Origin of the sequence: Kosakonia sp. LAM2021 (assembly GCF_016620385.1) — a bacterium.
In the GTDB taxonomy this organism is placed as follows: Bacteria; Pseudomonadota; Gammaproteobacteria; order Enterobacterales; family Enterobacteriaceae; genus Kosakonia; species Kosakonia sacchari.
In genome coordinates, this window is record NZ_JAENHT010000014.1 from 43,584 (window position 1) to 64,938 (window position 21,355).

Annotated in this window: 19 protein-coding genes; 10 read left to right on the forward strand and 9 right to left on the reverse strand. The window is 56.0% G+C overall.

Features of this window, described 5'->3' with window-relative positions; genetic code table 11:
- Positions 1-168 precede the first annotated feature (168 nt).
- Positions 169-1,107: a YgcG family protein gene (locus JKP81_RS21525; RefSeq protein WP_200553325.1), complete on the reverse strand. Its 939-nt coding sequence runs from the start codon at positions 1,105-1,107 to the stop codon at positions 169-171.
- 198 nt (positions 1,108-1,305) lie between these two features.
- Between JKP81_RS21525 and queE the strand changes: the two genes are divergently transcribed.
- Together queE and JKP81_RS21535 are read left to right on the forward strand one after the other, a co-directional pair.
- On the forward strand, positions 1,306-1,977 hold the full coding sequence (gene queE, locus JKP81_RS21530) for a 7-carboxy-7-deazaguanine synthase QueE (RefSeq protein ID WP_200553326.1): 672 nt from the start codon (positions 1,306-1,308) through the stop codon (positions 1,975-1,977).
- Positions 1,978-2,193: 216 nt separating this feature from the next.
- Positions 2,194-2,979, forward strand: a complete 786-nt coding sequence (locus tag JKP81_RS21535; protein WP_200553327.1) for an SDR family oxidoreductase — start codon at positions 2,194-2,196, stop codon at positions 2,977-2,979.
- 93 nt (positions 2,980-3,072) lie between these two features.
- Here the strand turns inward: JKP81_RS21535 and queD are convergent, their stop codons facing one another.
- Positions 3,073-3,435 carry a 6-carboxytetrahydropterin synthase QueD gene (gene queD / locus JKP81_RS21540; protein WP_017458754.1) on the reverse strand — a complete coding sequence of 121 codons (363 nt, stop codon included), beginning with the start codon at positions 3,433-3,435 and terminating at the stop codon, positions 3,073-3,075.
- 357 nt (positions 3,436-3,792) lie between these two features.
- On the opposite strand from queD, the gene cysJ reads away from it, so the two are divergent.
- Genes cysJ through cysH form a run of 3 tightly spaced genes read left to right on the forward strand, consistent with a single transcriptional unit; the run spans position 3,793 to position 8,099 of the window.
- Positions 3,793-5,598: an NADPH-dependent assimilatory sulfite reductase flavoprotein subunit gene (gene cysJ, locus JKP81_RS21545; RefSeq protein WP_200553328.1), complete on the forward strand. Its 1,806-nt coding sequence runs from the start codon at positions 3,793-3,795 to the stop codon at positions 5,596-5,598.
- A complete protein-coding gene (gene cysI / locus JKP81_RS21550) occupies positions 5,598-7,310 on the forward strand; it encodes an assimilatory sulfite reductase (NADPH) hemoprotein subunit (protein WP_200553329.1) in 1,713 nt (570 codons plus the stop codon). Before cysJ ends, cysI begins: the two co-directional genes overlap by 1 nt.
- 54 nt (positions 7,311-7,364) lie before the next feature.
- A complete protein-coding gene (gene cysH / locus JKP81_RS21555) occupies positions 7,365-8,099 on the forward strand; it encodes a phosphoadenosine phosphosulfate reductase (RefSeq protein WP_017458757.1) in 735 nt (244 codons plus the stop codon).
- 34 nt (positions 8,100-8,133) lie between these two features.
- On the opposite strand, the gene hpxZ is transcribed toward cysH, so the two are convergent.
- From hpxZ to ggt, 4 genes are all read right to left on the reverse strand, one after another.
- Positions 8,134-8,517 carry an oxalurate catabolism protein HpxZ gene (gene hpxZ, locus JKP81_RS21560; protein ID WP_045513280.1) on the reverse strand — a complete coding sequence of 128 codons (384 nt, stop codon included), beginning with the start codon at positions 8,515-8,517 and terminating at the stop codon, positions 8,134-8,136.
- Entirely contained in the window at positions 8,514-9,890 is a 1,377-nt protein-coding gene (locus JKP81_RS21565; protein WP_200553330.1) for an AtzE family amidohydrolase, read from the reverse strand. Before JKP81_RS21565 ends, hpxZ begins: the two co-directional genes overlap by 4 nt.
- 197 nt (positions 9,891-10,087) lie before the next feature.
- A complete protein-coding gene (gene hpxX / locus JKP81_RS21570) occupies positions 10,088-10,273 on the reverse strand; it encodes an oxalurate catabolism protein HpxX (protein WP_200553353.1) in 186 nt (61 codons plus the stop codon).
- 9 nt (positions 10,274-10,282) lie between these two features.
- Positions 10,283-11,866: a gamma-glutamyltransferase gene (gene ggt, locus JKP81_RS21575; RefSeq protein WP_200553331.1), complete on the reverse strand. Its 1,584-nt coding sequence runs from the start codon at positions 11,864-11,866 to the stop codon at positions 10,283-10,285.
- Between the two features lie 118 nt (positions 11,867-11,984).
- Between ggt and JKP81_RS21580 the strand changes: the two genes are divergently transcribed.
- From JKP81_RS21580 to hpxK, 3 genes are all read left to right on the forward strand, one after another.
- Positions 11,985-12,824, forward strand: coding sequence for a MurR/RpiR family transcriptional regulator (locus JKP81_RS21580; RefSeq protein WP_200553332.1), 840 nt, complete (start codon positions 11,985-11,987; stop codon positions 12,822-12,824).
- A 202-nt stretch (positions 12,825-13,026) separates the two neighbouring features.
- Positions 13,027-14,265, forward strand: coding sequence for an alanine--glyoxylate aminotransferase family protein (locus tag JKP81_RS21585; RefSeq protein WP_200553333.1), 1,239 nt, complete (start codon positions 13,027-13,029; stop codon positions 14,263-14,265).
- Positions 14,265-15,515 (forward strand): allantoate amidohydrolase, encoded by a 1,251-nt coding sequence (hpxK, locus tag JKP81_RS21590; RefSeq protein WP_200553334.1) that lies wholly within the window; start codon positions 14,265-14,267, stop codon positions 15,513-15,515. Before JKP81_RS21585 ends, hpxK begins: the two co-directional genes overlap by 1 nt.
- Before the next feature lie 36 nt (positions 15,516-15,551).
- Here hpxK and JKP81_RS21595 read toward each other — a convergent pair whose 3' ends face one another.
- Both JKP81_RS21595 and fadE read right to left on the reverse strand, forming a co-directional pair.
- Positions 15,552-16,322: an amidohydrolase gene (locus tag JKP81_RS21595; RefSeq protein ID WP_200553335.1), complete on the reverse strand. Its 771-nt coding sequence runs from the start codon at positions 16,320-16,322 to the stop codon at positions 15,552-15,554.
- 113 nt (positions 16,323-16,435) lie between these two features.
- The gene (gene fadE, locus JKP81_RS21600) at positions 16,436-18,883 is read right to left on the reverse strand and encodes an acyl-CoA dehydrogenase FadE (protein WP_200553336.1); all 2,448 of its coding nucleotides are present in this window, start codon (positions 18,881-18,883) and stop codon (positions 16,436-16,438) included.
- 236 nt (positions 18,884-19,119) lie between these two features.
- On the opposite strand from fadE, the gene lpcA reads away from it, so the two are divergent.
- Both lpcA and JKP81_RS21610 read left to right on the forward strand, forming a co-directional pair.
- Complete coding sequence (gene lpcA, locus JKP81_RS21605; protein WP_017458774.1) at positions 19,120-19,701, forward strand: D-sedoheptulose 7-phosphate isomerase; 582 nt, start codon at positions 19,120-19,122, stop codon at positions 19,699-19,701.
- 137 nt (positions 19,702-19,838) lie between these two features.
- A complete protein-coding gene (locus JKP81_RS21610) occupies positions 19,839-20,606 on the forward strand; it encodes a class II glutamine amidotransferase (protein WP_045513248.1) in 768 nt (255 codons plus the stop codon).
- On the opposite strand, the gene dpaA is transcribed toward JKP81_RS21610, so the two are convergent.
- Positions 20,577-21,314: a peptidoglycan meso-diaminopimelic acid protein amidase gene (gene dpaA, locus JKP81_RS21615; protein ID WP_020456686.1), complete on the reverse strand. Its 738-nt coding sequence runs from the start codon at positions 21,312-21,314 to the stop codon at positions 20,577-20,579. The two genes, JKP81_RS21610 and dpaA, sit on opposite strands and share 30 nt — an antisense overlap.
- Between the last annotated feature and the right edge of the window lie 41 nt (positions 21,315-21,355).

The following is a 21,355-nucleotide window of genomic DNA, read 5'->3' on the forward strand; positions in this document are numbered from 1 at the left end:
ACGACAACCAATAAAATAAAAAGATTCCGCCACGTTTCGGAAAATATTTATATCGATGATATTTAATGAATTATTTTTCGTTTGTTAGCCTGTTAATTATTCATAAATATAATTCAGGATGTAAAAGAAATAATACCTGGTTACATCATTTCTTTTGCGCTTTACGGCTCACCAGTTCCCCGAAGCGCCGCCGCCGTCACTCGAACCGCCACCACCGCTGGAACTGTCGCTACTGCTATGGCTGGAACTCTCGCTGCTGGTATAAGTGGTCGTGTCGGTGCTGGTCTCGCCTCCACGCGAATAAGTAAGTTGCCTGCTCTCACGATATTTCTGCCGGCCTGCGGCGGTAAGTCGCTGCGGGTAAATCAACCATACGCACAAAATCATCAGCAAAATAAAGGCGGGCACGGCAGCGCAGAATATAGTAAAAGGCAGCAGCAAAGGGTTTTGTTCACTGTACGCGAACAAAATCACGGCCAGAGGACAGGCGATAAGAAACAGTCCTGCCAGCGTGCGGATTTTGCCTTTGACCATCAGGGCAATGATGACCACCGCCAACACAATCAAACTCTTCCACAGGGAAAACCAGGTGGCCATTTGCTGGAAAAATGACGGGGGTTGAGCTTTAGGTAGCGGCTGGCTGGCAAGCACGGTGCTGATCCCCTCAACGCCGCGCACAATACCGGTATTCAGGTCATTTTGCCGGAAGGACGGAAGCATATATTCATCAATGATTTGCTTTGCCAGCGCGTTGGTTAACATGTCCTCCAGGCCGCTTCCCACCACGATACGCACTTTTCTGTCCTGCAACGCGACCAGCACCAATACGCCGTCATTACGCCGGGCATCGCCAAGCTGCCAGCGGTTAAAAACTGTGTTGGCAAAGTGTTCAATGGTTTCGCCATTTGTCGTGGCTATCAGCAGTACGGCGGTTTGTGTCCCTGTACGGGCATTCAGATCGCTTACCTGCAGGATAAGCGCTTTACGCTGCCAGAGGCTTAACTGATTTTCAGGATCGTTAACCACGCCATTCATCGGTGGAACAGGCACAGCCAGCGCCGGAAGGGTAAAAGTCAGCACCAGCAGCAGTGCCAATATGCGCGCCATTTGCATCATCCTTGCGGGGCAAATCAGGGAAAGAACCGTCATAGGATAGCGGCTGAAAGCCGGTAATGACAATTTGCCATAACTGATAGTTTTCATTATCAGGAAGTTAAATCGCCCGCGGTGCGCGGCGCAAATGGCACATGATCCCCTGCGGGTTATCTGCAATAATGGCGTTTTTCCCTGGTAATAAGAGCGACGATGCAGTACCCGATTAACGAGATGTTCCAGACCCTGCAAGGCGAGGGTTACTTCACCGGCGTTCCCGCCATTTTTATTCGTTTACAGGGATGCCCGGTTGGTTGCGCCTGGTGCGATACCAAACACACCTGGGATAAGCTCGCGGATCGGGAGGTTTCGCTGTACAGCATTCTCGCGAAGACCAAAGAGAGCGACAAATGGGGCGCGGCAAGCAGTGAAGATCTGCTCGCCATTATCCAGCGTCAGGGCTGGACAGCACGCCATGTGGTCATTACCGGCGGTGAGCCCTGCATACACGATCTCACTGCGTTGACCACGCTGCTTGAGCACAACGGCTTTAGCTGTCAGATTGAAACCAGCGGCACACACGAGGTTCGTACGTCGCACACCACCTGGGTCACCGTATCGCCGAAAGTGAATATGCGTGGCGGTTATGATGTCCTCCAGCAGGCGCTGGAGCGCGCCGATGAGATTAAGCACCCTGTTGGCCGCCTGCGCGATATTGAAGCGCTGGACGAGTTGCTGGCGCAGCTACACGATGATAAACAGCGGGTCATCGCCTTGCAGCCGATAAGCCAGAAAGAGGATGCGACACGCTTGTGTATTGAAACCTGTATCGCCCGCAACTGGCGGCTGTCGATGCAGACACACAAATATCTCAATATTGCTTAATAGAAACCCGCCGCTGGCGGGTTTTTTAATACAGAAAGGGGAAATAAAGTGATTATTCCGAAGTGAATTATCGTGATAATTTAACTTTGACCTTTATCAAGTGTTATTTTATTTATCTGTGTTAGAAAATGTCCGGTCACGATATTTAAATATTGCAAAATTCGCTTCGTTATTGCGGAGCGTTGCTTTTTTTCTAAAAGGATTTTGGAACAAGCAATGTCAATAAGATCAATTAATAATTTTTCGCTGGACTTTTTTTCCTTACAGGGGAAAACCGCTATTGTCACCGGCGGTAATAGTGGATTAGGACAGGCGTTTTCCGTTGCGCTGGCAAAAGCCGGGGCAAATGTTTTTATTCCGGCGATTACTTCAGACGGTGGGGAAACAGAAGAAGCCATTAAACAGCAGGGCGTAGATGTTGAATTTATGGAAATTGATATTACCGCCGAAGGCGCACCGCAAAAGATAATCAGCGCCTGCTGTGAACGCTTCGGTACGGTTGATATTTTGGTGAATAACGCAGGTATCTGCAAAATGAATAATGTCTGGCAGTTTAATCGCGCTGATTGGGATCCGATGATTAATGTGAATCTGACGGCCGCCTTTGAATTATGTCATGAAGCTGCAAAAGTGATGGCGAAAAACCTTCGCGGAAAAATTATCAATATTTGCTCGGTGCGTTCATTTTTAGGTCAACAGGGATCGCCAGCCTATTCCGCGACAAAACATGCGCTGGCCGGTTTAACAAAAGCCTATTGTGACGAATTAGCGCAATTTAATATTCAGGTAAACGGTATCGCGCCGGGGTATTTCTCCACGGATATCACGCAAATAATTCGTAGCGATCGCAAGCAATATAAATGGGGAATTGATCACACACCGGCTATGCGCTGGGGAGATACGCAGGATTTAATGGGAGCGGTAATTTTTCTCGCCAGCCGCGCCTCGGATTTTGTCAATGGTCATTTATTAGTCGTCGATGGCGGTTATCTGGTGCGTTGAACACACTGGTGTCTGCGGGCGGAGCAGATAAAGCGTGGGCAAATGTGCTGTCAACCCGCTGCTCGGCTCGCAGGTTGACAGTACGAAAGTCTGTTATTCGCCGCGATAAACGCAACCCGCCGTGCAGGTCTCTTTTACCATCACCGCGCTCAGTAGCGGCACCACCGGTTTCATCTGATCCCAAATCCATTTCGCCAGCACTTCGCTGGTGGGGTTTTCAAGCCCTGGGATCTCATTCAAATAATAGTGGTCCAGGCGCTCGTAAAGCGGCTTAAACGCGGCTTTTAGCTCGGCGAAGTCCATTATCCAGCCGGTATAAGGATCCACCTCGCCGGTGATCTCCAGGCGCACCATAAACGAGTGGCCATGCAGACGACCGCATTTGTGCCCCTGCGGGACATGCGGCAAGTGATGAGCGGCTTCGAAAGTGAAATCTTTAAACAACGTGGTCGACATAATGAACTCTCTGGCTTACAAAAAACCGCCGCATGGTAGCGGAAATGACCTTTTTTAGCATTAATTAAAATCACTAAAAGCGGTTACGACAGAAGCTGAACCGCAACACATTCATTTTATCAATGTAATTCAATAAGTTATTCAACCGGTTTTAGTGTTAACAACTATAACTAAAACAGGTTAGTTCTTTTGGTTATTTATTATTTCCAACCTTTCTTTAATTGTTATTATCCCCACCGTTAACCTTAGTTTCACTTCACTTTTTTCAAAATTATATCCCCATGGATTTCGCGGCGTTGGCGCGTTCACAGGCTGCGCGAAAGACGAAAGGGAATTGCTACTGGAACAATACGACGCATGATGACCCAGGTCCCACCTTCCGCGTTGCTTCCGCTTAATCCGGAGCAACTGGCGCGCCTCCAGGCGGCCACCACTGATTTAACACCCACCCAGCTCGCCTGGGTTTCCGGCTATTTCTGGGGCGTGCTGAATCAGCAGCCAACTGGCGCAACGGTCGCTGCGACGCCGGTAGCAGAAGCCTCCTCTATTACGCTGATTTCCGCCTCGCAGACCGGTAACGCCCGCCGTGTAGCCGAAGCGCTGCGCGATGACTTATTGGCGGCGAAACTCAATGTCACGCTGGTCAACGCGGGCGACTACAAATTCAAACAGATCGCGAATGAGAAACTGCTGATCGTCGTTGCCTCAACGCAGGGTGAAGGGGAAGCACCGGAAGAAGCCGTTGCGCTGCATAAATTCCTGTTCTCGAAAAAAGCGCCAAAACTGGATGGCACTGCCTTTGCGGTCTTCGGTCTGGGCGACACCTCGTATGAATTTTTCTGCCAGGCCGGGAAAGATTTCGACAGCAAACTGGCGGAACTGGGTGCTGAACGTCTGCTGGATCGCGTCGATGCGGATGTTGAATACCAGGCCGCAGCAGCAGAATGGCGCGCCCGTGTGGTTGAGGTGCTGAAAGCCCGTGCGCCAGCCTCTACGCCTGCGCAAACCGCTGTCGCCGCCAGTGGTGCGGTGAATGAAATTTTCTCCAGCCCGTACACCAAAGAAGCACCGCTTAGCGCAAGCCTGTCGGTTAACCAGAAAATCACCGGACGTGATTCAGAAAAAGATGTGCGCCACATCGAAATCGATTTGGGCGACTCCGGCTTGCGTTATCAGCCGGGCGATGCGCTCGGCGTCTGGTATCAGAACGATCCTGCGTTAGTCAAAGAGCTGGTTGAGCTGCTATGGCTGAAAGGCGATGAGCTGGTCACGGTTGAAGGTAAAACTCTGCCGCTCGCCGAAGCGTTGCAGTGGCATTTCGAATTGACGGTCAACACCGCCAATATCGTGGAAAACTACGCCACCCTGACGCGCAGTGAATCACTCCTGCCGCTGGTCGGCGATAAAGCGCAGTTGCAGCACTACGCCGCGACCACGCCAATTGTCGATATGGTGCGTTTCTCTCCGGCGCAGCTGGATGCGGACGCGCTGATTGGCCTGCTGCGCCCGCTGACGCCGCGTCTTTACTCGATTGCCTCTTCGCAGGCAGAAGTGGAGAGTGAAGTGCATGTCACCGTCGGCGTGGTGCGTTATGACGTCGAAGGCCGCGCCCGTGCGGGCGGTGCCTCCAGCTTCCTCGCCGATCGCGTTGAAGAAGAGGGCGAAGTCCGGGTCTTTATCGAGCATAACGATAACTTCCGTCTGCCGGCGAACCCGCAAACGCCGGTGATCATGATTGGGCCGGGCACCGGTATTGCGCCGTTCCGCGCCTTTATGCAACAGCGCGCCGCCGATGAAGCGCCAGGCAAAAACTGGCTGTTCTTTGGCAATCCGCACTTTACCGAAGATTTCCTCTACCAGGTCGAGTGGCAGCGCTATGTTAAAGAGGGCGTGCTGAGCCGCATCGATTTGGCCTGGTCCAGAGATCAAAAAGAAAAAGTTTACGTACAAGACAAACTGCGCGAACAAGGCGCGGAACTGTGGCGCTGGATCAATGACGGTGCGCACATTTATGTCTGCGGCGACGCCAATCGCATGGCGAAAGACGTTGAGCAGGCTTTACTGGATGTAATTGCCGAATTTGGTGGCATGGACACCGAAGCGGCGGATGAATTTTTAAGTGAGCTGCGCGTTGAGCGCCGTTATCAGCGAGATGTCTACTAATGAGCGAAAAACACCCAGGCCCACTGGTGGTCGAAGGCAAACTGACCGACGCCGAACGCATGAAACGCGAAAGCAACTACCTGCGCGGTACGATTGCGGAAGATTTGCATGACGGTCTGACCGGCGGTTTCAACGGCGACAACTTTCTGCTGATCCGTTTTCACGGCATGTATCAGCAAGACGATCGCGATATCCGCGCCGAGCGTGCTGAGCAAAAGCTGGAGCCACGCCATGCGATGATGCTGCGTTGCCGTTTGCCGGGCGGAATTATCACCACCAAACAGTGGCAGGCGATTGATAAATTCGCCCACGACAACACAATTTACGGCAGCATCCGCCTGACCAACCGTCAGACGTTCCAGTTTCACGGCATTTTGAAGAAAAATGTGAAACCGGCGCACCAGATGCTGCACGCCGTTGGGCTGGACGCGCTGGCGACCGCCAACGACATGAACCGTAACGTGCTTTGTACTTCGAACCCGTACGAATCTGAACTGCACGCTGAAGCCTACGAATGGGCGAAAAAGATCTCCGAACATCTGCTGCCGCGCACCCGTGCTTACGCGGAGATCTGGCTCGATCAGGAAAAAGTGGCGACCACCGATGAAGAGCCGATCTTAGGCCAGACTTACTTGCCGCGTAAGTTTAAAACTACGGTGGTTATCCCGCCGCAGAACGACATCGATCTGCACGCTAACGACATGAACTTCGTGGCGATTGCGGAAAACGGCAAGCTGGTGGGCTTTAACCTGCTGGTTGGCGGCGGTCTGTCTATCGAGCATGGCAACAAGAAAACGTACGCCCGCACGGCGAGCGAATTCGGTTATCTGCCGCTGGAACACACGCTGGCGGTCGCGGAAGCGGTAGTTACGACGCAGCGCGACTGGGGCAACCGCACCGATCGTAAAAACGCCAAAACCAAATACACGCTGGAGCGCGTTGGCGTAGATACCTTCAAAGCGGAAGTTGAACGCCGTGCCGGGATCAAATTTGAACCGATCCGCCCGTACGAATTTACCGGTCGCGGCGATCGCATCGGCTGGGTGAAAGGCATCGACAATAAATGGCACCTGACGCTGTTTATTGAAAACGGCCGTATTCTGGATTACCCGGGCCGTCCACTGAAAACCGGCCTGCTGGAAATTGCGAAGATCCACAAAGGTGAATTCCGCATTACCGCCAACCAGAACCTGATCATCGCCGGTGTGCCGGAAAGCCAGAAAGCGAAGATCGAAAAACTGGCGCGCAGCCACGGGCTGATGGACGCGGTAAAACCGCAGCGCGAAAACTCAATGGCCTGCGTGTCGTTCCCGACCTGCCCGCTGGCGATGGCAGAAGCCGAGCGTTTCCTGCCTTCGTTTGTCGATAAAGTCGAAGCGCTGATGGAAAAACACGGCGTGGGCGATGATCACATTGTGCTGCGTGTAACCGGCTGCCCGAACGGTTGCGGTCGTGCGATGCTGGCGGAGATCGGCCTGGTCGGCAAAGCGCCGGGACGCTATAACTTGCATATCGGTGGTAATCGCAGTGGCACACGCATTCCGCGCATGTACCGCGAAAACATTACTGAACCCGAAATCCTTGGCGCTATCGATGAGCTGGTCGCACGCTGGGCGCACGAACGAGAAGAGGGCGAAGGTTTTGGCGACTTCACCATCCGCGCTGGAATTATCCGCCCGGTGCTCGATCCGGCGCGGGATTTCTGGGAATAACGCCTGATTCCTTCCTCCCCGATCGGGGAGGAAGAGGTGATAAGAGAGGTCAATATGTCCGTACTCGATCTGAACGCGCTAAACGAGCTGCCCAAAGTAGACCGCATACTGCAGCTTTCTGAAACCAACGCGCAGCTTGAGAAACTCAGCGCTGAAGAGCGTGTCGCCTGGGCGCTGGAAAACCTGCCGGGTGAATATGTGCTCTCCTCAAGCTTTGGCATTCAGGCGGCGGTGAGCCTGCATCTGGTCAACCAGGTGCGCCCGGATATCCCGGTGATCCTCACCGATACCGGTTATCTGTTCCCGGAAACCTACCAGTTTATCGACGAGCTCACGGACAAGCTCAAGCTGAACCTGAAAATCTACCGCGCCGAGCAAAGCCCGGCCTGGCAAGAAGCGCGCTACGGAAAACTGTGGGAGCAGGGCGTTGAAGGGATTGAAAAATACAATCACATCAACAAAGTCGAGCCGATGAACCGCGCGCTGGCCGAACTGAACGCAAAAACCTGGTTTGCCGGGCTGCGCCGCGAGCAATCCGGCAGCCGCGCCACATTGCCGGTGCTGGCTATCCAGCGCGGGGTGTTCAAAGTGTTACCGATCATCGACTGGGATAACCGCACGGTTTACCAGTACCTGCAAAAACACGGGCTGAATTACCACCCGCTGTGGGATCAGGGCTACCTTTCGGTGGGCGACACGCACACCACCCGCAAATGGGAGCCGGGCATGGCAGAAGAAGAGACCCGCTTCTTTGGCCTCAAACGCGAATGCGGGCTGCACGAAGGTTGATTTTCTCCCTCTCCTTTGACGGAGAGGGCTGTTGTTACCCCATCACACTCACATGCGCCGCCACAATGCGCCAGCCCCACGGGAACTTCACCCAGGTCTGCATCTGGCGGCCAATTTTCTCACTGTTTTCCCGCGTAAACTCGGTGCTCGCCACCGCCATATCATCGCCAAAAGTGGTGATAGTGGTATTGCGTAGCACGCGCTCAAGCCCGCTGGAGGGGCGCGCGTTGCGAAAATCGCGGATCGCGGCAATGCCGTACAGGTTTTCGGTCGCGCCGTAACGCACGGTACGTGCGTCATCCCAGAACAGCTCGTCCAGTACATCAATATCATTGCTGATAAGCGCCTGCTCATAGCGGTAAAACGCGGTGGTCACTTCATTGAGTATCGCCGGGCGATCAACATTATCTCGGTTCATGCTGCATCCTGTGGAAAAAGAAGACCGGCCTGTTCCAGCCGCCATGCCGCCTGTAAACAGCGCGCTTCCTGCCAGGGCGCGCCAATAATTTGTACGCCTATCGGTAAACCGCTGGCGGCTTTCAGCGCCACGGTGACCACCGGCAAGCCAAGAAATGAGATCGGCTGCGTTAACATGCCCATGCTCGCTTTTATGGGTAAATCGACGCCGTTAATGTGCATGGTCTGCGCGCCAATCAGCGTTGCACAGCAGGGCGTTGCCGGGGCTAACAGCAGATCGACATCCTTAAACAACGGCAACGTTTTATCGCGAAACCAGGCGCGAAACCGCTGTGCCTGCGTGTACCACGCCGAGGGTGTCATCGCGCCCGCCAGCAGGCGTTCGCGCGAGTTGGGTTCGAACGCGTCAGCGTCGGTGCGCAGGGCGGGTAAATAATGGTTACCGCCTTCCGCCGCCGACAGCAAAAAGGCCGCCGTTCGCGCCAGCTCCGCTTCCGGCAGCGTTATCGCATTGTCAGCATTCAGCGCTCGCGCGACACGGGCAACGGCCTGACGCGCATAGTCATCGCACCAGCTTGTGAAATACCCCTCCAGCACGGCGCAGCGCAGCCTGCTTTTCCCATGCAACTGCGGCAAGGCGGCATCACTGGCGCGATCGGACTGCCAGCGATCGTCGGGATCGTGACCCTGCAAAGCGTCATACACCTGCGTTAAATCCTCAACGCTACGCGCCAGCGGGCCGATATGATCGAGGCTGGCGACAAACGGATGGCTACCGCTGCGCGACAGGCGGCCAAATGTCGGTTTCAGTCCGTTAATACCGCACAGGGAGGCGGGTACGCGGATTGATCCGTTGGTGTCACTACCGAGCGAAAAATTGACCATCCCCGCCGCGACAGCCGCCGCCGAACCGCCGGACGAACCGCCTGCGATACGCTGCGGATCGCGTGGGTTGCGCGTTGCGCCGTAGTGGCTGTTTTCGGTGGTAAAACCATAGGCGTAGGCATCCATATTCAGCGCCCCGGCGAGCATCGCGCCCGCGCGCGTCAACTGGCGAAGCGCAAACGCGTCTGCCGTGGCGGGCGGTTGCTGGCAAAAGAGCTTCGCTCCGGCAAGCGTGGCGACGCCTTCGATATCAAACAGGTTTTTCACGCCATACGGCACGCCCGCCAGCGCGGGCAATGCTTCGCCATTGGCGATTTGTTGGTCGATTTGCGCGGCCTCAGCCAGCATGCGCATAGCTGTGATGTCAGTAAAGGCGTTGAGGCGCGGATTGTCGCGCTCAATGCGCGCCAGCGTCTGCTGCGCCAGTTCGCTGGCGCTAAAGGTTTTTTCCCGCAGGCCACGCTGAATATCAGCAATCGATAAATTCATAGCCGGTGCTCTCCTGCGCCTTGCTGACGGTGCGCCAGTTCGCAGGCGCTAACGTTTTTTCCCGCAGGCCACGCTGAATATCAGCAATCGATAAATTCATAGCCGGTGCTCTCCAGAGTCTTGCTGGCGGTGCGCCAGTTCGCGAGCGCTAACGTTTCTTCCCCGCAGACCGCGCTGGATCTCAACAATCGATAAATTCATAACCGGTACTCTCCTGCGCCTTCCTGGCGGTGCGGCAGCGTAAAAGCCATTAGCGGTTGCGCCATCGCGGCGATTCTGGCGAGCTGGATTTCCAGCTCGGCGCGGCGTGCGTCATCCAGCGGGACATCAAGCAGTTGTTCCATCAGCCAGATATAGGTCGGCCAGTCAAATGTTGTCTTCATCATTGCTCCTTAAAATCCCGCTGCGCTGCCGTTACTACGCAGATCGTAAGCCCCTTCCAGCATGCCGCTGGTATGGCGCACAATCGCCCCTGCGTGCCCGGTCGCTTCACTCATTCCCGGCAACCACTCAACCTCATGCCCCAGCGCGCGCAGCGCCTGGTATGTCTCTTCGCTAAAGCGTCCTTCCAGTTTCAGGCTATCGGATAGCTGCCCCCATGTGCGACCCAGCAACCAGCGTGGGGCGCAAACCGCCTCCTGCAACGGCATGCCCTGCATGACATGGCGGGTAAAAATGGCGGCCTGCGTTTGCGGCTGACCGTCGCCACCCATGGTGCCGTAAACCAGCGTGCGCCCATCTTTCAGGCGCGCGGCGGCGGGGTTTAAAGTGTGGAACGGCTGTTTACCTGGCATCAGCGCCAGCAGATGTGCCGGATCGAGACTAAAAGCCGCGCCGCGGTTTTGCAGCAGCACGCCACTTTCCGGCAGCACCACGCCGCTGCCAAATTCGTGGTATATGCTCTGGATAAACGACACCGCCAGCCCGTTTTTATCGATAACCCCCATCCACACGGTATCGCCCGGCCCTTTCCCCTGTCCCCAGGGCGCGGCGCGCTGCTCATCAATGCTGGCCGCCAGTTGCTCCAGCGGTGCTTGCTCCAGCAGGCTCTGTACCGGCAGCGTGACGTGGCGCGGATCGGTGATGTAGCGATCGCGCAGGCCGAAGGCTTTCTTGGTCGCTTCCACAATGCGGTGAATGGTTTGCACTTCACTTGCCTGCGCCATCTCCAGATGGTCAGTAATGCCGAGAATGGCCAGCGATACCAGCCCCTGCGTCGGCGGCGTCATATTGAAAATTTCGCCCTGGCTATGGCTGAGCTTCAACGGCACGCGGCGCTGGGCGCGATGGTTCGCCAGATCCTGGGCGGTCACGGGTAAACCCAACGCCTGCATTTCGCGGGCGATCAACTGCGCCAACGAGCCACGGTAAAAACTGTCCAGCCCTTCGGTGGCAAGCTGGGTCAGCGTGCGGGCGAGTTTAGGCTGGCAAAAGCGGCTGCCTGCCAGTGGGGTATTGCCTTGCGGTAAAAAGGTGTCTGCAAAACCGGGGATATCCACCAGTTCCGCATATTTACTTTGCGTAGCGCTGGCCTGCGACTGGGTGACCGGAATGCCGTCGGCGGCGTAGCGAATCGCATCGGCCAGTAACCGGGAGAGCGGAAGCTGCCCGCCACCGAGCGCGGCGGAGACTTTCAGCGCCTCATCCCAGCCGCTGAGCGTGCCGGGTACAGTCAGCGCGGCAAGCGTTCCGCGATGGGGGATATGCGCGTGACCAGCATAAAACTCGCGTGTCGCGTGTTGCCCGGCCGCGCCGCTGGCGTCGATGGCGAGTGGTTCGCCTTCAGGCGGCACAATCAACCAGAAGCCATCGCCGCCGATGCCGTTCATGTGCGGGTAGGCCACCGCAATGGTTGCTGCTGCCGCTACCATCGCTTCAATTGCGTCGCCACCGTGGCGCAGCACCGACAACGCCGATTCGCTGGCGAGATGGTGCGGTGTCACCGCCATGCCGGAGGGGGCCATATTACTTTGCATCGTCACGCTTCCTGTTTTCTGCGGGTAAGTGCAGAACACTAAGCAAGAGCTGTTCCAGATTGACGCCGGGCGTTTCACTGTGTCAGCTTAGCCTGAAACAAAAGTTGCAGGAGAAGCTATGCAGCAGCTGGATGAGCGTTTACGGGCGAGCTTTGACGAGCTATCCCCACAGGAACAACGGGTTGCCTCGTTTATCATCGATCATTTCGACGATCTGGTGAGCTATAACAGCGCCGAGCTGGCGCGCTTGAGCGGGGTATCGAAAGCGACCGTCAGCCGCTTGTTTAAGCGCCTGGGCTACGATCGTTTCAAAGAGATGCGCGATGAACTGCGTACGCTGCGCCAGAGCGGTATGCCGCTGACCGAGAACCGCGACGCGGTGCAGGGCAACACACTGCTGGCGCGCCATTACAAGCAGGAGATGGCGAACCTGACGCTGTGGGTCAATACGCTGGATGCCGGGCAATTCGCCGAGATTGTCACCGCGCTCAACACGGCGAAGCGGGTGTTTATTTTGGGTCTGCGTAACAGCGCCCCTGTGGCGTTGCACCTGCGCCAGCAACTGCTGCAAAGCCGTGGTCAGGTGCTGCTGATGCCGCAGCCGGGGCAGACGCTGGCGGAAGAAGTGGTCGACATCACCCCGAACGATATGGTGGTGGTGGTGGCGTTTCGCCGCCGCCCGCGCGTGGTGCGCCCGCTGCTGGAGGTGTTGCATCAGCAGGGTATTCCGCTGTTGGCAATCAGTGAGCCGCAGGCCGCCAGCATTAAGCCGCTGTGCCGCTGGCACATCGGTTTGCCGCTGGAGAGCGTCTCCGCGTTCGACAGCTACAGCAGCGCCATGAGCCTGGTTAATTTGCTGTCCAATGCCGTGCTGCACACCGCACTGAGCGAAGGGCGCCAGCGAATTCACCACATCGCTTCGCTGTACGATGAACTGGATGAGCTTGAACACCGTTAATGCACTACAATGGTGCTCCTGCACCATCCTGATGTGTTATGACGGGGCGTTAAGCGCCCCGTTTTCTTTTGGATTTGCCTATGAAATAGCGGTTACTCTGCGCTGGTGTCGTGTTTTTGTCTGTGGCACATTAGTTGCAGAATTTAATTCAACGAATCTTTTGTTTCATTTCTTACGCTGTCGCAGACTAAAGGACGCGCCCATGTTTGATTTCCAGCAATTCCCGCAAATTAATCCGCCTTCGCGCCTGTTGATGGGGCCGGGGCCAATCAACGCCGACCCGCGTGTTCTGCGGGCGATGGCGAGCCAGCTGATAGGGCAATACGACCCGGTTATGACCGGCTACATGAACGAAGTGATGGCGCTCTACCGTGAGGTGTTTCGCACGGAAAACCGCTGGACGATGCTGGTGGATGGCACCTCGCGCGCGGGTATTGAGGCGATCCTCGTTTCCGCCATTCGGCCTGGTGATAAGGTGCTGGTGCCGGTGTTTGGTCGTTTCGGTCATCTGCTGTGTGAAATTGCCCGCCGCTGCCGCGCTGAAGTTCACACCATTGAGGTGCCGTGGGGCGAGGTGTTTAGCCCGGATCAGATTGAAGATGCCATCGTTCACATCAAGCCGCGCCTGCTGCTAACGGTACACGGCGATACCTCGACCACCATGCTGCAACCGCTGGATCAATTAGGTGAGATTTGTCGCCGCCACGATGTGCTGTTTTATACCGACGCCACCGCTTCGCTCGGCGGCAACCGGTTAGAAAGCGATGCATGGGGCCTGGATGCCGTTTCCGCCGGGTTGCAAAAGTGCCTTGGCGGCCCGTCCGGGAGTTCGCCCATTACTCTTAGCGCACGAATGGAAGCCGCAGTACGCGCGCGCAAATGCGTAGAACAAGGCATTCGCACCGAGGCGCATCAGGATGGTGCAGAGGAGATGATCTACTCCAACTATTTCGATCTCGGCATGGTGATGGATTACTGGGGGCCGGAACGTCTGAACCACCACACAGAAGCGACCAGCATGCTGTTCGCCGCCCGCGAATGCGCACGCATTATGCTTGAAGAGGGCATGGAAAAGCTGATTGCGCGCCACGAACTGCACGGGCGCGCAATGCTTGCGGGCATCCAGGGCATGGGGCTGGAGGTGTTTGGCGATATCCGCCACAAGATGAACAACGTTCTCGGCGTGCACATCCCGCAGGAAGTACATGGCGAAGAGGTGCGTAAACGTCTGCTGGATGATTTCCATATTGAGATTGGCACCTCGTTTGGCCCGCTGCAGGGCAAGATCTGGCGCATCGGCACCATGGGGTATAACGCGCGCAAAGATTGCGTGCTGCAAACGCTGACCGCGCTGGAAGCGGTGTTAAACCGGCTGGGTTTTCGCACCGTTCAGGGTGCGGGCATGCAGGCGGCATGGGACATTTACGAAGGAGTCAGTTAATGATGACGTCTTTCGATGCCGCGCAAGCCGCCAGCCGGCTTATGCAGCGCTGTGACGCGCTGGCGCAAATCAGCGAAACGCCGGGCCAACTCACCCGTGTTTATCTCTCGCCTGAGCATTTGCAGGCAAATGCGCTGGTTGCCGGGTGGATGCAACAGGCGGGGATGCGCACCTGGCAGGATGCGGTCGGCAATATTTTTGGCCGTTACGAAGGTATCGAAGCGGGAGGCCAGGCGCTGCTGCTCGGTTCGCATCTTGATACCGTGCGCGATGCCGGGCGATACGACGGTATGCTTGGTGTACTGGCGGCGATTGAAGTTGTTGATGGCCTGAATCGGGCTAACCTGCGCGGCAGGCAGGCGATCGAGATTGTCGGTTTTGCTGACGAAGAGGGTACGCGGTTTAACATCGCGCTGCTTGGCAGCCGTGGGCTGACCGGCAGCTGGCCGCAAGCGTGGCTGGCCTGTGAAGATGCGCAGGGCGTTAGCGTGGCGCAGGCGCTGGAACAGGCCGGGTTGGATCCCGCGCAGATTGCCAGTGCGCAGCGCCCGGTCGCGGATTTTTCCGCCTATCTGGAGCTGCATATTGAACAGGGACCGGTACTGGAACAAGCGGATCTGGCGCTCGGCGTGGTCACGGCCATCAACGGTGCGCGGCGGCTTAGCTGCCGTTTTACCGGTGAGGCCGGGCACGCCGGTACAGTGCCGATGCGTCATCGCCGTGATGCGCTGACCGCTGCCGCCGAATGGATACAGATTATCGAACAGGCAACGATCGAGGCCGGCCCGGAGATGGTTGCCACCGTTGGCACATTGCAATGCGAACCCGGTGCGGTAAATGTGATCCCCGGCGCGGTTGGGCTTACGCTCGATATCCGTAGCCCGCAGGATGATAAGCGCGAAGCATTGCTCAACCACTTGCTGGACGAAGCCAACCGCATCGCCCGGCAACGCAGGCTTGAGTTCCGCCACGACATTTTTTACACCATTGCCGCCACGCCGTGCGATATGCCACTGCGTGAAGAGCTGGCTGATGCGGTACACATCGTGCAGGGGAAGGTTTTATCTCTGCCGAGTGGCGCAGGGCATGATGCTATCGCCATTGCGGAACGCTGGCCTTCAGCCATGCTGTTTGTGCGTTGTTATAAAGGCATCAGCCATCATCCGGCGGAAAGCGTGGCCTGTAGCGATGTCGCCCACGCTCTGCGCGCTCTGAGCCTTGCGGTAGGAAGGCTTATTCACGCGCAGTAGACGTGGAACTTTTCCCGAAAGGGAGAGGGGATCGCCTTACTCCAGCGTAAAGGGATCGGCATCCTGCCAGGCCGGAAACTTCTCGCGGTACTCCTGTAACGCACTGAGTGACAGCTCGGCGTCAATGCGCGTCGCCTGGTGCGGCTCGGCGGTGGCGATGATTTCGCCCTGCGGGCTGATAACCCGGCTGTCGCCACGATAGTGGTGGCCGTTGCCATCGGTGCCGACACGATTGCAGCCCGCCACCCAGGCGAGGTTTTCAATCGCGCGGGCAACCAGCAGTGATTGCCAGTGCAGCGAGCGCGGCGCTGGCCAGTTGGCAACATAAAGCAGCAGATCGTAATCATTGCGGTTACGCGACCACACCGGAAAACGCAGGTCGTAACAGACCAGTGGCAGAATGCGCCAGCCGCGCCACTCAAACACCACGCGCTCGTTACCCGCTTCGTAGTGATGGTGCTCATCGGCCATGCGGAACAGATGGCGTTTATCGTAGAAGTGCACCTTGCCTTGCGGTTCGACGAGCAGAAAGCGGTTTACCGGGCCGCGATCGGTTTGCAGCGCGGCGCTACCGGCGACCAGCGCATCGGTCTGGCGCGCTTTGTTCTGCATCCAGGCAATGACCTCATCTTGCGGCATGGATTGTTTCGCCGCCTCCATGGCAAAACCGGTGGTGAACATTTCCGGCAGCACAATCACATCACGCCCGGTGACGTCTTCTAACTGGATATCGAAATGGCGCAGGTTGGCGGGGCCATCCATCCAGACTAACGGTTGTTGTAACAGCGTAATTTTTAAACCAGGCACAATAGCAACTCCCCCGTAAGACAGCATTTGCACACTGTAGCATGAGGATAAATAAAAAAACCCGCATGATGCGGGTTTCGATAAGAGGAGAGCGTTTTCAGCCGCTTACTTCGTCAGGCAGCTTCCGGTTTACGCACTTTCTCCGGCGTTTTTACCACCGGCTGAGTCGCCAGTGCCTCCGGTTCAAAGTCGTCAACGTTGATACTGCGCAGGCGGCTGACTTCGGCTTTGTTCAACAGCGCGGCCTCATCCTGATTAATCAGCCCGCTTGCCAGCGCCTGCTGCGCCAGCACGTCCAGACGGGTAAAGGGCAGATTTTTGCCTAACTCTTTGCAGATGCGCTGATGGATCGGATCCGCTGCCATCACATCAACCAGCGCCTCTTCCAGCAGACCGACCGGGTTATGCTCGCTTGGCGTCAGGTACTGACCGCGGCCAATACGTGAACGCGTTGCGCTCGGGGTTTGCAGGATCTTCGCGACCTTGTGATCCAGTTTGTCGGACGGTGCGCGGTAATGACGGCCGGTCGGGAAAATCACCAGGCTCAGGGCGCCCGCCACAAAGCGGTTCGGGAAGTTCTCCAGCAAATCATGCATCGCTTGTTCCGCCTGGTAGAGCGCATCCTGCACGCCCCAGTGTACCAGCGGCAGATCCGCTTCCTGACGGCCTTCGTCGTCATAGCGTTTCAGCACCGCCGAAGCGAGATAGAGCTGGCTTAACACATCGCCGAGACGTGCCGAGATGCGTTCGCGGCGTTTCAGGCTGCCGCCAAGTACCGCCATGGACACATCCGAGAGCAGCGCCAGGTTGGCACTCACACGGTTCAGATGCTGGTAATAACGTTTAGTCGCGTCACGGGTCGGCGTGGCGCTGGTTAAACCGCGCGTCAGGCCGAGCCAGAGGCTGCGCATTTCGTTGCTGCCGACGTGGCCGATATGTTTGAACAACAGTTTATCGAAGGCGTCCACGTCGTTATTCTGCGCGGCAGCCATCTCTTCCAGCACATACGGATGACAGCGGATGGCGCCCTGGCCGAAGATCATCATGGTACGGGTGAGGATATTCGCGCCTTCTACGGTAATGGCGATCGGCGCACCCTGGTAGCTACGCGCCAGGAAGTTACCCTCGCCGAGCATGATGCCTTTACCACCAGCAATATCCATCGCATCAATAATTGACTGCTGACCACGGTGGGTACAGTGATACTTAACGATTGCCGAAAGCACCGCCGGTTTTTCACCGAGCATAATGCCGTAAGTCACCAGCGATGCGGCTGCATCCATGGCGTAGGCATTACCGCCAATACGCGCCAGCGGCTCTTCGATGCCTTCCATTTTACCAATCGATACTTTGAACTGGCGGCGGATATGAGCGTAGGCACCAATCCCCATCGCGACGGATTTGACACCGCCGGTGGAGTTGGACGGCAGTGTAATACCGCGACCTACCGACAGACATTCCACCAGCATACGCCAGCCCTGACCGGCCATTTTCGGCCCGCCAATAATGTAATCAATCGGTACAAAGATATCGTCGCCGCGGGTCGGACCATTCTGGAACGGCACGTTCAGCGGGAAGTGACGGCGGCCAATTTCCACGCCCGGCGTAGAAGTGGGGATCAACGCACAGGTAATGCCTAATTCTTCGTCGCCACCCAGCAGTTTATCCGGGTCAGAGAGTTTGAACGCCAGACCCAGCACGGTAGCGATTGGTGCCAGCGTAATGTAGCGTTTGTTCCAGGTCAGGCGCATACCGAGCACCTGTTCGCCCTGCCAGTCACCCATGCAAACGATGCCGGTATCCGGAATGGCGCCCGCATCGGAGCCAGCTTCCGGGCTGGTCAGTGCGAAGCAGGGGATTTCTACACCGCGCGCCAGGCGCGGCAAATAGTGATCTTTTTGCTCCTGGGTGCCGTAGTGTTGCAGCAATTCACCCGGGCCTAAGGAGTTCGGTACGCCGACGGTGATCGCCAGAATACCGGAGACTCCCGCGAGTTTTTGCAGCACACGGGACTGGGCATAAGCCGAGAATTCCAGCCCGCCGTACTCTTTTTTGATGATCATCGCAAAGAAGCGGTGCTCTTTTAAGAACGCCCACAGTTCCGGCGGCAGATCGGCCATTTCATGAGTGATCTGGAAGTCATTCGCCATGCGACAGGCTTCTTCTACCGGGCCGTCGATAAACGCCTGCTCTTCAGCGGTCAGGCGCGGCTGCGGGTAGTTATGCAGTTTTTTCCAGTCCGGGTTACCGCGAAACAGATCGCCTTCCCACCAGGTTGTCCCGGCGTCGATGGCCTCTTTTTCGGTGCGCGACATTGGCGGCATCACTTTACGGAAACCACGGAATACCGGTGCGGAAATCAACGCTTTACGCATCGGTGGCAGGTTAAACGGCACCAGAATAATCGCGAGCGGCAGCAGCACCCAGATAGACCACAGGCCAGCAACGCCCAGCGCGGCGGTCCACGCCAGCAGGATCACGCTGCTGAGCAGCAGGTTAACGCGGTGGTAAAACAGCGCGCCGAGCAGAACAACCGTTGCGATAATGCTCAAAATCATCATAAAGAAAAGCTCCCTTGCTTGTAGGAGGTCTGACCACTTGTGATGTATTGGTTGTAGTGGATGTGATTTCTTTTAGCAATGTGTTTACAAAATAATTACAACCTGGTTCACATTGTTGGGGGCTTTTTGCGCACGGAAAATGAAAACCACAGGGCGCTACGGCTTTGACTTCTCGCCTGGAATAGTATCCGGTACACTGCGCAGTGTTATTTACATTTATGCTGAAGGATATCCTCATGTACCAGGATCTTATTCGTAACGAACTGAACGAAGCGGCCGAAACGCTGGCGAACTTCTTGAAAGATGATGCCAATATTCACGCTATTCAGCGCGCGGCGGTATTGCTGGCCGACAGCTTTAAAGCTGGCGGCAAAGTGTTGTCCTGTGGTAACGGCGGCTCGCATTGTGATGCGATGCATTTCGCCGAAGAGTTAACCGGGCGCTACCGCGAAAACCGTCCGGGTTACCCGGCGATTGCCATCTCTGACGTGAGCCATCTCTCCTGCGTCAGCAACGACTTCGGTTACGACTATGTTTTCTCCCGTTATGTGGAAGCCGTTGGTCGCGAAGGCGACGTGCTGCTGGGTATCTCCACTTCCGGTAACTCCGGCAACGTTATCAAAGCGGTTGCGGCAGCGCGTGAGAAGGGGATGAAAGTGATCACCCTGACCGGTAAAGACGGCGGTAAAATGGCAGGCAGCGCAGATGTTGAAATTCGCGTGCCGCATTTTGGTTATGCTGACCGTATTCAGGAAATTCACATTAAGGTGATTCATATCCTGATTCAGTTGATTGAAAAAGAGATGGTTAAGGCTTAAGGAAGGCTATTTTTGCCATTTTGACTTCGGCAGTGCGCGAAATCCTGTTTAGGTACAGTTAATCGACGCACTGTCCGTATGCCAACTGGCTGCACCAATTACGCCTTCTCTGATAAGGGCGCTGTGTGGGGGTGTGTATGTGCGAACTGCTCGGTATGAGCGCAAATGTGCCAACCGATATCTGCTTTAGTTTTACCGGTCTCGTCCAGCGTGGCGGCGGAACCGGGCCGCATAAAGATGGCTGGGGCATTACCTTTTACGAAGGCAAAGGCTGTCGCACGTTCAAAGATCCGCAACCGAGTTTTAATTCCCCTATTGCGAAATTAGTGCAGGACTATCCGATCAAATCCCGTTCGGTGATTGCCCATATTCGCCAGGCGAACCGTGGCGAAGTAGCGCTGGAAAATACCCATCCGTTTACCCGCGAACTGTGGGGACGTAACTGGACCTATGCGCACAACGGACAGCTTACGGGTTATAAGTCGCTGGAGACCGGTAACTTCCGCCCGATTGGCGAAACCGATAGCGAGAAAGCATTTTGCTGGCTGTTGCACAAGCTGACCGAACGCTACCCGCGCACACCGGGCAATATGGCGGCGGTGTTTAAATACATTGCGGCACTGGCCACGGAACTGCGCGAGAAGGGCGTTTTTAATATGCTGCTGTCGGACGGGCGTTATGTAATGGCGTTTTGTTCGACCAATCTGTTCTGGATCACCCGCCGTGCGCCGTTTGGCGTGGCGAAGCTGCTGGATCAGGATGTGGAAATTGATTTTCAGCGGGAAACCACACCAAACGATGTGGTTACCGTGATTGCCACCCAGCCTTTAACCGGCAATGAAACCTGGCAAAAGATTATGCCGGGCGAATGGGCATTATTTTGCCTGGGGGAGCGTGTAGTTTGACGCCAGTTGCGGCTGAACAGCGGTGTTCAGCGGCTTGCTAACCACATAGCGGCCATCCACTACCGAGACAACCGGCGGCTGGTGGGTGGTGGCGAAGTAGTCATAACCCGGCTTCAATTGCTTCCAGAAATCCGCATAGGTTGAATATTTATGGCGCTGCATATTGGCGTCGGTCATGCGGAACGGATAGATACTCACCTGCACGTTCGGCTGCCCGAAAACCAGCGCGGCGGTAACAAACTGGAAGATCTCATCAATACCGGAATCCGTCATGGCGTAGCAGCCAATCGACACGCAAGCGCCGTGGATCATCAGGTATTTGCCTTCATAGCCGTGGGCGCGATCGTAGTTATTCGGAAACCCAATATTAATGGCTTTATAGAAGCGGCTATCTGGCTTCAACTGGCTGCGCTGCACGGAGTAGAAACCCTCCGGGCTTTTAAAATCACCTTGGCGCTGCTTGGGGCCTAACCCGCCGGAGTAATTACAAATCTTGTAGCTGTCGAGCAACTGATATTGCTCGCCCATCTTGACGTAAAGATCAAGGGTGCGCTCTTCTTTGAAGATCTGGATATAAACCGGCGACCCCATCAACTGCTGCTTATATTCTTTGCTGACCGGCGTTACTGAACCGTTGCTGCTCACCAGGCCAGCAAAAGAGACGCACGGAAGCAGAAGCATCGCAATAAATAATGCGATTTTGCGCATACTACTTGTTTCCTTGATAAAGCTAATACCACATTGCCAGG

Bases quoted from the DNA above. Each gene is read 5' to 3' on its own strand.
- JKP81_RS21525 (WP_200553325.1), bottom strand. From the start codon at position 1,107: ATGGCGCGCATATTGGCACTGCTGCTGGTGCTGACTTTTACCCTTCCG.
- queE (WP_200553326.1), top strand. From the start codon at position 1,306: ATGCAGTACCCGATTAACGAGATGTTCCAGACCCTGCAAGGCGAGGGT.
- JKP81_RS21535 (WP_200553327.1), top strand. From the start codon at position 2,194: ATGTCAATAAGATCAATTAATAATTTTTCGCTGGACTTTTTTTCCTTA.
- queD (WP_017458754.1), bottom strand. From the start codon at position 3,435: ATGTCGACCACGTTGTTTAAAGATTTCACTTTCGAAGCCGCTCATCAC.
- cysJ (WP_200553328.1), top strand. From the start codon at position 3,793: ATGATGACCCAGGTCCCACCTTCCGCGTTGCTTCCGCTTAATCCGGAG.
- cysI (WP_200553329.1), top strand. From the start codon at position 5,598: ATGAGCGAAAAACACCCAGGCCCACTGGTGGTCGAAGGCAAACTGACC.
- cysH (WP_017458757.1), top strand. From the start codon at position 7,365: ATGTCCGTACTCGATCTGAACGCGCTAAACGAGCTGCCCAAAGTAGAC.
- hpxZ (WP_045513280.1), bottom strand. From the start codon at position 8,517: ATGAACCGAGATAATGTTGATCGCCCGGCGATACTCAATGAAGTGACC.
- JKP81_RS21565 (WP_200553330.1), bottom strand. From the start codon at position 9,890: ATGAATTTATCGATTGCTGATATTCAGCGTGGCCTGCGGGAAAAAACC.
- hpxX (WP_200553353.1), bottom strand. From the start codon at position 10,273: ATGAAGACAACATTTGACTGGCCGACCTATATCTGGCTGATGGAACAA.
- ggt (WP_200553331.1), bottom strand. From the start codon at position 11,866: ATGCAAAGTAATATGGCCCCCTCCGGCATGGCGGTGACACCGCACCAT.
- JKP81_RS21580 (WP_200553332.1), top strand. From the start codon at position 11,985: ATGCAGCAGCTGGATGAGCGTTTACGGGCGAGCTTTGACGAGCTATCC.
- JKP81_RS21585 (WP_200553333.1), top strand. From the start codon at position 13,027: ATGTTTGATTTCCAGCAATTCCCGCAAATTAATCCGCCTTCGCGCCTG.
- hpxK (WP_200553334.1), top strand. From the start codon at position 14,265: ATGATGACGTCTTTCGATGCCGCGCAAGCCGCCAGCCGGCTTATGCAG.
- fadE (WP_200553336.1), bottom strand. From the start codon at position 18,883: ATGATGATTTTGAGCATTATCGCAACGGTTGTTCTGCTCGGCGCGCTG.
- lpcA (WP_017458774.1), top strand. From the start codon at position 19,120: ATGTACCAGGATCTTATTCGTAACGAACTGAACGAAGCGGCCGAAACG.
- JKP81_RS21610 (WP_045513248.1), top strand. From the start codon at position 19,839: ATGTGCGAACTGCTCGGTATGAGCGCAAATGTGCCAACCGATATCTGC.
- dpaA (WP_020456686.1), bottom strand. From the start codon at position 21,314: ATGCGCAAAATCGCATTATTTATTGCGATGCTTCTGCTTCCGTGCGTC.